The 12,168-nt window shown below is 49.5% G+C and carries 10 protein-coding genes and 1 pseudogene; 8 read left to right on the top strand and 3 right to left on the bottom strand.

The genetic code is table 11. The features are described 5' to 3' along the window. Positions 1-186: 186 nt before the first annotated feature. The 3 genes from BZG14_RS12820 (at position 187) to BZG14_RS12810 (ending at position 2,425) form a co-directional block, all read left to right on the top strand. Positions 187-1,197 carry a Preprotein translocase subunit SecY gene (locus BZG14_RS12820; protein WP_077608904.1) on the top strand — a complete coding sequence of 337 codons (1,011 nt, stop codon included), beginning with the start codon at positions 187-189 and terminating at the stop codon, positions 1,195-1,197. A gap of 188 nt (positions 1,198-1,385) precedes the next feature. Next, positions 1,386-2,108 carry an AzlC family ABC transporter permease gene (locus BZG14_RS12815; protein ID WP_077608903.1) on the top strand — a complete coding sequence of 241 codons (723 nt, stop codon included), beginning with the start codon at positions 1,386-1,388 and terminating at the stop codon, positions 2,106-2,108. Continuing rightward, positions 2,105-2,425 carry an AzlD domain-containing protein gene (locus BZG14_RS12810; protein ID WP_077459258.1) on the top strand — a complete coding sequence of 107 codons (321 nt, stop codon included), beginning with the start codon at positions 2,105-2,107 and terminating at the stop codon, positions 2,423-2,425. Before BZG14_RS12815 ends, BZG14_RS12810 begins: the two co-directional genes overlap by 4 nt. A gap of 128 nt (positions 2,426-2,553) precedes the next feature. On the opposite strand, the gene BZG14_RS12805 is transcribed toward BZG14_RS12810, so the two are convergent. From BZG14_RS12805 to BZG14_RS12795, 3 genes and pseudogenes are all read right to left on the bottom strand, one after another. Continuing rightward, on the bottom strand, positions 2,554-2,829 hold the full coding sequence (locus BZG14_RS12805; RefSeq protein ID WP_069362687.1) for a YrhK family protein: 276 nt from the start codon (positions 2,827-2,829) through the stop codon (positions 2,554-2,556). A 54-nt stretch (positions 2,830-2,883) separates the two neighbouring features. Continuing rightward, positions 2,884-3,216, bottom strand: coding sequence for a DUF3955 domain-containing protein (locus BZG14_RS12800; RefSeq protein WP_077608902.1), 333 nt, complete (start codon positions 3,214-3,216; stop codon positions 2,884-2,886). A gap of 48 nt (positions 3,217-3,264) precedes the next feature. Beyond that, a pseudogene (locus BZG14_RS12795) lies at positions 3,265-4,958 on the bottom strand (methyl-accepting chemotaxis protein). Positions 4,959-5,329: 371 nt separating this feature from the next. Between BZG14_RS12795 and BZG14_RS12790 the strand changes: the two are divergent. The 5 genes from BZG14_RS12790 to nrtS form a co-directional block, all read left to right on the top strand. Continuing rightward, positions 5,330-6,874, top strand: a complete 1,545-nt coding sequence (locus BZG14_RS12790) for a DUF3369 domain-containing protein (RefSeq protein ID WP_077608901.1) — start codon at positions 5,330-5,332, stop codon at positions 6,872-6,874. A 218-nt stretch (positions 6,875-7,092) separates the two neighbouring features. Continuing rightward, a complete protein-coding gene (locus BZG14_RS12785; RefSeq protein WP_077608900.1) occupies positions 7,093-9,051 on the top strand; it encodes a sensor histidine kinase in 1,959 nt (652 codons plus the stop codon). 15 nt (positions 9,052-9,066) lie between these two features. After that, entirely contained in the window at positions 9,067-11,025 is a 1,959-nt protein-coding gene (locus tag BZG14_RS12780) for a PAS domain-containing sensor histidine kinase (RefSeq protein ID WP_077487101.1), read from the top strand. A gap of 41 nt (positions 11,026-11,066) precedes the next feature. Then, positions 11,067-11,981, top strand: coding sequence for an HD-GYP domain-containing protein (locus BZG14_RS12775; protein WP_077487100.1), 915 nt, complete (start codon positions 11,067-11,069; stop codon positions 11,979-11,981). Continuing rightward, positions 11,982-12,168, top strand: a 187-nt coding sequence (gene nrtS / locus BZG14_RS12770; RefSeq protein WP_077608899.1) for a nitrate/nitrite transporter NrtS, incomplete at its 3' end; no start/stop codon positions are given.

The following is a 12,168-nucleotide window of genomic DNA, read 5'->3' as shown; positions in this document are numbered from 1 at the left end:
AATACTCTCTGATAGTGACTAATAGGCAAATCCTGACTGAGTTGACGATGCTTTTTAGCGCAGGTTGGTGAGGAAGCAGGCATTCATTGGAATTTTCACACCTGCCTAACACACAAATCGGCTGAGATGCGCTAGGCTTTGCGCCCTCTCAATATCACAGACAATAACAACAATATGAATCAAGTCATGTCAGCGCCAACCAAGATGGCGTTACGCTTCCCCAAAGGGCGATTCGCCATGTTAAGTGTGTACAGCTTTACCGGCGCCGCCATTGTGGCTTCTACCATTTTTTCCCTGCTGCTTTTTTTATCCCTTGACGATAACCCGCTGATGCAGTGGTTGTTTGGGGCACTGGCAGTGATTTTTGAAGCGGGTAAGTTTTATGCATGGTACGAGTTTGGTGAGCGCCGGGCGCACGGCAACTATGTGGGTGCCCTGTCAGCCCTGGCTTTTTATCTCATTTTGGCCTTAATCTCGATTGGGGGCAGTATTGGCGGCATCAATAGTGCCACCAATGCCGCGCAAAGTGAGCAGCGCCAAGCCCAAGCGCAGATTGATGCTTATAACCGGCAAATCAACGCCATCGAGCAACAAATCACGTTGAACAATCAAGCCGCCGAGCGTTATATCGAATTGGATAGAATTGCGACGGGTGTGGCGCGATTACAAAAAGAAAACAACCAATTACGCAAAGAGCAACAGCAGCTCGCGTTAGAGCGCGATAGCTTACCCGCGGTGGCACAGGGATCCATCTTGGGGTTGATTAGCAATCTTGCGAACACCTTGGGCGTCAGTGCCGATCAGGCCCAATCTTGGCTGGTGATTTTTCTCTCTGTGTTGCTCGATGTATTCGCCGCTTTCTTTGTCGGCGTGATTGGTGAAGAGCAGCGTTTCCGCCATTGGTATCGTCACCCACATGCCACACCCCCTACGCCTCTGAACACCAAGGAGTCTTCTCGTGTTAATGAGATAGACACGGAATCCACAACGCCTTCAGAGGTTCCTAACGAGGATTTAGATTCGCCTTATGCCGATATCAAAGCCGCGTTAGCCGCCAAAACGTTACGTTGTAGCAAGAAAGCCGTAATGGCGGAGTATGCACTAAGCCAAGAGGCCGTCGATACCCTATTTACCCACTTACAACAACAGGGATTGGTCGCCAAAAAGCCGAACCACCATTATCACTGGGTGGGTTAAGCCAACAGCATCAATAGACCGCTGAGTATCATGGCGGGAAGCCCACTTAACTATCCCGTTCTTTGCGACTGCGTAGCGATGTGATACAAACATCTTGTAAGTTTGTTAATCAGTACGTTATCTGATCTTTTAGCACCTTACCGATAAAAACAATTTATAACCAAGCAAATACAACAAAAAGGTGATCTATGCATAAGGCTGCACAAGAGGTGCATGCGCCTGAGGCATCACTATGGCGCGCATTGGGCGATGTTAGTCCGCTGTGCCTCGCCGTCCTGCCTTGGGGGATACTCTGCGGTTCATTAGGGCTGCAAATGGGATTCAGTGCGCTGCAAACACAAGCCATGTCATTACTGGTTTTTGCAGGGGCGGTACAGTTGTCTGGCACCATGATGGTGGGCAATGCGGCAGGCTTGCCAGCGGTGCTCGGTTCCACACTGGTGATTAGCGCACGGCACCTTCTCTATGGTGCCCACTTTCGTCAGTACATCACTCCCTTGCCGCTTAAATGGCGTCTCGGCCTCGGCTTTTTACTGACCGATGAAATGTATGCGCTTTCAACCGCACACACCAGCAAACATGGTAGATTTTCTAAACACTACGCCCTCTATACGGGCGCCGCGTTTTATATCGGTTGGAACCTTGCCACCTTGGCGGGGATTCTGGCGGGCTCTCAGCTGAAAGCTTTGGAAGCCATCGGGCTCGACTTTGCCATTGCGGCCACCTTTATCGCCCTGACCGTACCCAGTATAAAAAACCGTCCCGTGCTACTTTGTGCCTTGGCAAGCGGTATCAGTATGCTGCTGTTCACCTATTACCACATCCCTAACGCATTAATCATTGCAACTGGCGTAGGTATGGTCGCAGGGCTAATGGCTGAATCGTTACCGACACGGAGGGCAGCAACATGAGTTACTGGTTAATCATCGTCGCCATGGCGCTGATCACCTTCTCAGTGCGTTATCTGCTGCTGGCGCGTAGCATCCCTGTGCGCATTGGTCCGCGGTTGCAACGACTCCTTACCTACTCTGCACCGGCGGTTCTAACCGCGCTATGGGTACCGATTGTCTTCTTTCCCGAGGATAAGCTGGCTATTTCGACCACCAATCCTTATTTACTGGGTGCTTTAGTCGCGATCGGTTTAGCCTGTACCCGTCTATCGACCTTATTAGTGGTCGGACTATCGATTAGCTTTTTTGTCGCCCTTCAGCTCTGGGTTCTGGGGTAAATAGCGATAACAAACCAACCAATGCGATGCCACCATAGCAAGAGGCAGGGTCATCACCCTGCCTCTTGGGTTTATTCGCCTCTTGGCTCAGAGGCTAATGAATTTATAATTGATTGAGTAACCGTTGGTTATGCTGTGTTCTGCGCCCGTTGTTGCACGCGCGAGACATGGACTAGGCCCATCAATTTGATACTCGGCTTCAGTAACAATTGCGCGCTACCCACAATAAACAACCATGTTCCGCTTTCTATTAACGCATCATTGAGAAAAAAGAAGCTCCCGATCAAAAACCAAATCGCAATTAGCAAATCGTTAAATGCCCCCAACGCTTCATAGCGACGCTGGATCACCAAGTGCTTATTACCAATATCAATATCCAGTTCTGGGCCATTGCGCTGTATCATCTTGCCTCCTCTGGACCTTGGTATTAACAATCAGGCGTTAAATGGTTTGTGGCATTAACAATCAAGGTGTTGCCGTTTAATGCCTAGCATGGTTATCACCATGTTGACAACAAACATGACCGCACTCAATCCTAAAAACAACCAGGCTAGCGGGATGAATGCGAACGGTTCGTTTGGACTGCCGTTGGCAGCAATGTGCGGCGTGGAAAGGTTGAAGGCGAGCAGGCAACCCGTGCCGATGAGGAAGAGGATAAACGAGGTACGAAAGTGTCGCAGTAGGGTTAACATAAAACCTTTTTCTGTTGCTTCAGTATCCTTTAGGACTGAGCACCACAGCAAAAGTTCCATTCCTCTCACATTTTTTTCAAAAAAACCGCTACCTTGCATGATGCGTGGGTAGCGGCTGATTCATTTAGCGTCTTGGTCGACGGTGCATCAAAGCTTGTACGTCGATACCTTGTCGCTCAGCTGTGTTGCCTGACTACGCAGATTATCCGCCTCTTGCGAGGTATCGTTAGCACTGCTTACCAAGTGCTCAGACACATCTTTGATGGAGGTGATGTTTTGTGTGATTTCACTTGTCACATGGGTTTGCTCTTCTGCCGCGGTCGCGATCTGCGTCGCCATATCACTGATCTGATTGACCGCTGCATCAATCTCACTCAGAGCTGCCGTGGCTTTATCCACATCAGACACAGAATCGCCCGCCAACACTGAGCTGCTTTCCATGGTCGATACCGCGCTTGCCGTCGTGGTTTGCAACGTCTCAATCGTGGATTTAATTTCTTCGGTCGAAGCATGGGTACGCTGCGACAGAATACGCACCTCGTCAGCGACGACGGCAAAGCCTCGCCCTTGCTCACCCGCACGCGCTGCCTCAATGGCCGCGTTGAGTGCAAGCAAGTTGGTTTGCTCCGCAATCCCTTGAATGGTCGACAGTACCGTCGAAATCTCCTGCGAGTGTTTATCTAGTTCGGCAACAATAGTGCTGGCTTGTTTCAACTCATCCGACAACCGAGTGATCGATGTTTTGGTATTTTCAACCACCGCACGCCCATTATCAGTACTCGCGGTCGATTCTTGCGCCGTATTCGCGGTGTGTTCAGCATGCGAGGCGATCTCTTGTGTCGCAGAGGCCAACTCGGTGACGGCGGTGGCCACCATGGTCACTTCTTGCTGCTGCTGATTAATGTCATCCACGTTGCGGCGTGCCCGTTCCGTACTGCTGTCCGACTGCGACGTGAGTTGGTCGGCTTGCTCGCGAATATGGCTAATCAACTGATGCATACTCCCCACAAAGGTGTTGAAGTTTTTCGCCAGTTGCCCCACTTCATCTTCACTTTCAACGTCAATGCGTTGAGTCAGATCACCGCTACCATGGGCAATTTGCTCGAGGGCATTAGAGACATTGGTCAACGGTCTAAATAGAATATTTACCAGCAGATTGAACAGCAGCGTACAGGCAATCACCACTGCAATTGTCACCGCAATTTGCCCCCAGACTGCATCAAACAGTGGCGCGACTAGGGATTCATAGTTAATCACGGTGACAGTGATTAACCCGGTCTCTTTGATGGGTTTGGCATATACCACACTTTCTGCCCCACCCACGTCGGCCATCACACTTTCACCGGAATTCATGGCGGACTTCACCGTACTAAAAGACAAGCCTAGCTGGTTAATTGGCTCCTTGAGTAAGTCGGTGTTCGCGTGGGTAAAAATATTGCCTTCGCTGTTGGCGATAAACATATAGCCATTACCCGGCAAGATCACCTTCTCGAGACCTTCGATAATGTCACCAATTTCAACATCCGCCCCGAGTACCAAGGTGTCGCCGTTGAACTGGAGCGCTTGCCACCCGCATCGCGCACTTGCTTAAGGTGGGTGACCATATTGTTCTCATCGGCCTCGCTGGTCAGTGAGATCATCGCACGCTCTTTTGAAGCAACCCAGTCAGACACATATTGATTGTATGATGCCGTGGTACTTTCCAGCCGCTGTGCCACTTCGGTGTCCAACCGGGCAAGTGATGCACGAAACGATAACGCTTCAACGAGCAAACCACCGATAATGATGGCCACACTCGCCGACAGCGCGAGCTTGTGTTTGAGGGAGAGTTTTTTAAACATAACTGCCTTGTTTGTCTGTCATAGTGTTTTAATAATGATTTTAGTAAAACAGCCTTAGTTGCCACCCGCAAAATAAGCGCCATACAACTGATAGGTATATCACAACAATTGTGTAAGAGAATTACTCAAGCTGTTGTCAACAGGCGATAAAATAACCAAGGTTATGCAACGCCTCTGGCGTTAAGCCTCTAGGCAACGGCTTGTCAATGCCAAGGCTAGCAGCCCAGTTAGCTCAGATACTGCGCCAGATCAGAGAACGGTAACAAACCCAAGGAAAGTCACTTAACTATCAATCACTCCCTCCTCGCAACTTTGAAAGTCCTAAACTACGCTTTAACTAACTGAGATAAACGCGAATAGGGGCGAAGTGAATGGACTTGTTTGCAGATCAACGTGACGGCGCATCTCCCAAGCCTCATGAGACCAATTCAGCATCTGGTGCAGCGCCATGGCGTATACTGCTGATTGATGACGATGATCTGATGCATGAAGTCACACGGCTTGCGCTAACGGGGTTCACGTTTCAAGGACGTCCTCTAGAAATTCTATCGGCTCTGTCTGGGCAGGAAGCTAGAGAGATTCTCGAAAAAGAAGCTGATATTGCGCTCGCATTGGTTGATGTAGTCATGGAAACCGAACATGCGGGCTTAGACTTAGTTCGCTACATACGCGACGAGAAAAATGACCACGTGATCCGCTTGGTATTGCGCACCGGACAAGCCGGCCAAGCACCAGAAGATCGGGTGATCCGCGAATACGACATTGATGATTACAAAGAAAAAACGGAACTGACAACCCAGAAGCTCAAAACCCTGCTTTATTCGATGCTCCGCTCTTATCGTGACTTGTGCATGATTGAGGAGCAAAAACAGGGGCTCAAACGGGTGATTGAGGCCTCTGCAAACGTACAGAACACCACCAATTTGCAACACTATGCCACCGCGGTGTTGGAGCAATTAACCTCTCTCCTTCACATTCATGACTCCGCGTTTTATTGCGTGGTACAACCGCGACCCGGTGCTGAAGAGTCACGTGCGCTGACGTTGGCGGCGACGGGAGAATACGTGGACTGTTACAGTGAGTGTGCGTTTGAGAWGTTACCTAAAATCGTCTCAGAGCGATGCCAGCAAGCACTCGATGAACAACAAAGCATTCAGTTTGAGAATGGCTTTGTCCTTTTTCATCGCGACGATGAAGATGTCGAGTTTTTATTGTACGTCAATCATGCCACAACGCTCTCTGAGCTGGACCAACAGCTGCTTAAGATCTATATGCAGAATATAGGCCTAACATTCGAAAACTTAAGCCTTATGGTCGATTTGCGTGAGACCTCGAAAGAATTGGTCTACAACCTAGCCAATGCAGTCGAAGCGCGCAGTAAAGAAACCGGTGCCCATGTGCAACGGGTGTCTTTGTTCTGTGAAAAGTTAGGCCAACTCTATGGTCTGGACGAGCACAAAACCATGCTGCTCAAACACGGCTCCCCACTTCATGATGTCGGTAAAGTCGCTATCCCAGACGCGATTTTACACAAGCCGGGAAAACTCGATGCGGATGAATGGGAAACGATGAAAAAGCATGTCGAATACGGCGTCGAAATTCTCAGCCACTCCAAACGGCGCTTGATCGTCGAAGCCAAAGAGATTGCTGCCACCCACCACGAGAAATGGGACGGAACGGGTTACCCCAATCACCTCGAAGGCGAATCCATTCCAATTAGTGGCCGAATTTCAGCACTGGCCGATGTATTCGATGCCCTTGGCTCAAAGCGATCGTACAAGGAAGCATGGACGGATGATGATATTCGCCAAGAGCTGATCGCCCAGCGCGGCAAGCATTTTGAGCCCAAACTGGTCGATTTACTCCTTGAGCATTGGGACGACTTTATCGCTATTCGTGCTGAATACCCAGATTAGCCATGACCCTTAACGGGCCTTTTATGATCACTTTTTATTTCAGAGGCGTTTCGCGGCGCGACGTCAGTTATTCGTCTGCCTACGCCATCACGGTGTACAACCATGGTGACACCTCATCCATGCTATAAATCACGCGCCCTGGACACTACTCTTCACGGTGAGAGCCGTTTTTTCTTCTACACTTACCGTATCCGCAACGACTTACGCGCTTAACACGTATGAGCCGAAACCAAAAGTTTGATGACAGCATTCGTAATCCGTTCTTCAGTTTGGTGGGAAGACGCATTTTGCTGATCATGATTTTGCTCAGTGGCTTTTTCACCATTTTTACCACCTTGCTGCAAACTTATTGGGATTACGATGAGGCTTTTGACCGAGTAGATAGCCGACACTATGAAATTGAGCACGTTCATGCCGAATTACTCGCCAGCTCGCTTTGGATTTATGACTTAACCAGTGTTCAAGAGCGCATTGACGGGCTGATCAATCTCCCCCATGTCGACTACCTAGCGGTGCGCTCGGAAAACTATTTGTTTGAAGCGGGCTCACCGTTAGAGGTGAGCAAAATGGTTAACGAGTATCCATTGCAATACGACGACCCAGATACAGGAAACACCCAGCGGATTGGTACTATCTACGTCGAGTCCAACACCAATGCTATCTATAATGACTTGGTACAACGCTTTTGTATCACACTGCTATTGAACGCGATAAAAACACTCATGGTGTGTTACCTCATTTTATTGGTATTCCACCATACCGTCAGCCAACGCGTGTTTAAAGTGGCGCAGTTTTTACGTCAGTACAATCCACTTGACCCTAAAGAAGAGACGCTCACCCTCCCCCGTAAGCGCTATATCATGGAAAAAGAAGACGAACTCGACTGGCTRGCGGCCGAAACCAATAAAATCACCCAAAATATGTCAACGCTCTACCGCAATATTATGCTCGAGCGCGAGCGCTTAGCTGACTTTACCCATGTTTCTTCAGATTGGCTGTGGGAAACCGACGCCGACCTCAAGTTGACCTTTTGCTCTGAGCCGATGCGCTTAGCATTTGACCTTAATCCTAACCAATATCCGCACCTTGACAAGTTACTTCCTACTGTCGGTTGTCATCAGTTTATGGCCAATCTTCACCGACAACAGGACTTTTCGATGTGTGAGGAGATCRTACCCGTTGAGGGTGAAAGCCGTTATTTTGTCTTTCAAGCGCTTGCCCATCACGGTATTGATGGCTTTCGCGGGTTTAGAGGCACGGGCATCGATATCACCGCGCTCAAAACGGCCCAGTTTGAACTGGAAACATTGAACCATAACTTGGAAGAAACCGTTGATGAGCGAACCCGTGAACTTCAAGAGAGTATGGAACACTTAAAAGCGGCGCAAGAACAACTGGTCGAGTCGGAAAAGCTTGCGGCACTCGGGAGCTTAGTGGCAGGGGTGGCGCATGAAGTCAACACACCTTTAGGCATTGCGGTCACCGCCTCGTCAGTGATTAAAGATATCACCCACACGCTCAACCAGGCCTTTGAGGAACAAACGTTAACCAGCACACAGTTTGCTTCTTTGATCAAACAAGTGAACGACAGCGTAGTCATGCTGGAACATAACCTCAAGCGTGCGACCCATCTTATTCGTGACTTTAAACAAACCGCCGTCGATCAAGTGTCAGAAACGCTCACCGAATTTGATGTCAAACAAACACTAGACGCACTGGTTGCGAGCTTACATCCAGAAACCCGTAAAATTCCGGTGGCTCCCGAGGTCAGCGGAGAGCGTGGCATACTCATGTATAGCTTACCCGGCGTCGTTACCCAAGTGATCTCTAACCTCGTCATGAATAGCATCAACCATGCCTTTGACGAGACGGATAACCCGACAATCACGATCGAATTTGAAAGGCAAGAAGACCACCTCTACCTTTGCTATCAAGACAATGGCTGCGGTATCGAGCCATCCCTTCACCACCGAATTTTTGAACCCTTTTATACCAGTAAACGGGGACGTGGTGGCTCAGGGCTCGGCCTCAATTTGGTCTTTAATCTCGTCAAGCAAAAGCTAGGCGGCGAACTGCAATTTGAATCATCGCCCGGGCAAGGCGTCAAGTTTATGTTTTTGATCCCATTAAGTTTATCCAGCGAAGCAACACGGTACGCCAGTGAGAGTAAAGATTAAGGTAATGGATATCGAATGGAAAAACTAGAAAGGTTTGAACAGGGGCTCAAGCACCCGCTTTTCAGTATTGTTGGCCGCCGAATCATTCTGCTGATGGTCTTACTCAGCAGTTTTTTTACCATATTGACCACGCTACTGCAGCTATCATGGGATTATGAGGAAGCTTTCGACCATGTTGACCGCCGCCATGCGGAAATTCAAAATGTCCATGCCGACTTAATCGCATCGTCTTTGTGGGTGTTCGACCTTGTTAGCGCACAAAACCGGCTGGATGGGCTGGTTAATCTGCCTTATATCGATTACCTCTCGATTGAATTTGACGGTGTCGTGCTCGATGCGGGGAAGCCACTCACCACCACCAGCGTGGACAGTCAAGCGGAACTCAGTTATTTCCATCCCGACACTGATCGCCGGATTCATCTCGGCACCCTACGCGTAAAATCTGACGCGCAAAAAATCTATGATCTCTTACTGCAACAGTTTGTTGTCACCCTCCTACTCAACGGGGTCAAAACCCTGATTGTTTGCTCGCTGATTTTATGGGTCTTCCATCAAAGCGTCAGCCAACGCGTGTTTGCGATTGCCAAACACTTGTCTCATTTTGACCCTGTGGAGCCCATCCACGAGCCATTGCAGTTGACACATCGAAAGTTGATTATGGAAAAAAGCGATGAACTCGACTGGCTGGCGGAGGAAACCAATAAAATCACTTTACGCATGACCAACCTCTATAAGAATATCGCGTTAGAACAGGCGCGATTGTCGGATTTCACTAACGCCGCTTCAGATTGGTTGTGGGAAACCGATGCCACGCAGCGACTGACATTTTGCTCTGAAGCGATGCAAGTCGCGCTCGCGATTTCGGTCGAAAACCACCCTAAGGTAAAGTCAGTTCCCGTACTGAGCCACTGCACATCACTGATACACTGTTTGGACACATGCGATGATTTCACCATGTGCGAAGAAAAAATCACCTTGGGAAAACACACCTACTATTTTGTGTTTCAAGGGATAGCACATTTCACTGGTCAAGGCTTCACGGGTTTTCGCGGCACCGCGATTGATATCACTGAGCTTAAAACGACCCAGTTGGAACTCGAACAACTGAATCAGAGTTTAGAAGCGACCGTTGACGCGCGAACCCAGGATCTCGCGCAGAGTATGGAGAACCTTAAAGCTGCGCAAACTCAACTGGTGGAGTCCGAAAAACTCGCCGCGCTGGGGAGCTTAGTCGCCGGCGTCGCGCACGAAGTGAACACCCCCCTGGGTATCGCGGTGACGGCTAATTCAGTGATCAAAGACGCGGTTTCCACACTAAACAGCGCATTCGAGCAAAAAACCTTGACCAGTGAGCAGTATTCGGCCGTGATGAAGCAGGTCACGGATGGCACGAATATGCTGGAAACCAACCTCAATCGTGCGGCACGATTAGTGCGTGATTTCAAGCAAACAGCGGTCGACCAAGTGTCTGAAAGTCGAAGTCAGTTCCGTCCGGTGCAAACGCTTGAAGCATTAATGGGGAGTTTGCGCCCCGAAACGAAAAAAGTGCCGGTGGCACCGATTATCGAAGGTGACCCTCATCTTGCCATGAGTAGCCTGCCTGGGGTGCTGACCCAAGTTATCTCCAACTTAGTGATGAACAGTGTCCGCCATGCCTTTGAAGGTATTCCCGAGCCGGACATAAAGATTCATATCGCCGATAAAGGCGAGACCGTAGAAATCCGCTATACCGATAATGGCGTCGGGGTTGCGCCCGAACTTCACCAACGTATTTTTGAGCCCTTCTATACCAGTTCACGCGGTAAAGGCGGTTCAGGGCTCGGCCTTAATCTCGTGTTCAATCTGGTACACCAAAAACTGCAGGGAAAACTTCATTTCGATTCTAATATCAATCAAGGGGTTACCGTGGTGCTCAGCCTGCCTAAGTTTTTGACAGAAACATCCGCGCCGCAAACTGAAAGTTCTACCGGGTAGTCCCTGTCTACTCATAAAGGCGCACAACAAAGGATATAACGATGCAATGGTTAACAAAGTGGTTTCGTTCCGATGTGGATAGTGTTCAAACACAGCGCTTGTTTCAAAGCCTATTAACACTGGCGTGGACCGTTGAGGCAAAAGACCCCTACACAGGCGGCCACCTTTGGCGGGTATCTCAGTTTGCATCAGCGGTCGCAAAAGCAGAACGGTGGTCGAAAGAAGAGCAGGCCATCGCGACCCTAGGTGGCTTTTTGCACGACTTAGGCAAAGTCAGTGTCCCTGATTCCATCTTAAAGAAAACAGATAAGCTGACCGATGACGAATTTGCCATCATCCAGAGTCACCCCAATGAGGGGATGTATATCTTGGAAGGCCATCCATTAGGGCCCATTGTGCGCAACGCCGTCGGGTTACACCACGAACGGGTCGATGGCCGAGGATACCCCAACAAATTATCCGGTGATGCCATTCCTGCAGAGGCCAAGCTTATCGCGATTTGTGATGCCTTTGATGCCATGACCAGCCACCGTCCTTATCGACAAGCCATGCACAAACAAAAAGCGATTGACATTGTCGAAGAGAATCTTGGCAGCCAGTTTGATACATCAATCGGGCAACGGTTTGTCAACCTCGCCAAAGCGGGCGAATTTGACGCCATCATTGCGCATACCGATGAAGGGATCCCCCTGCATCACTGCCCGACATGCGGCCCGACGATCACTCGTTATCGTGATGATGCGCCAGGGCAACTTCTTCATTGCCCACTTTGCTTACAGCAAGCAAAACTGGTCATCACAGACAACACATACGACTTAGAACCCACTGGTGTCCAGATTCCCGCCTCACAACAACGACGAAGACCTGATACGGGCCTGATTAAACGCGTTATCCAACAGACAATTTCCACCCTCCCCACGCAGGCACTGCTTGAACGTGCTGAGGGTGGACGTTAAATGAAACAACTCTTTAGGACGTTAATTCAACCCAGCGTAGCGCTCAATGCACTCAAAATCGCATTGGTAGTCGGCACTGTACTCAATGTGATTAATCAGGGGGAGGCTATTTGGGGCGAGGCAGACTTACGTATAGGTCACGCACTACTCAACTATCTAGTGCCTTATTGCGTTGCCAGCTATAGTG

Origin of the sequence: Salinivibrio sp. IB282 (genome assembly GCF_001995685.1) — a bacterium.
GTDB classification, from domain to species: Bacteria; Pseudomonadota; Gammaproteobacteria; order Enterobacterales; family Vibrionaceae; genus Salinivibrio; species Salinivibrio kushneri.
The sequence above is the reverse complement of the archived record's forward strand: the minus strand, read 5'-3'. Positions and strand labels throughout refer to the sequence as shown.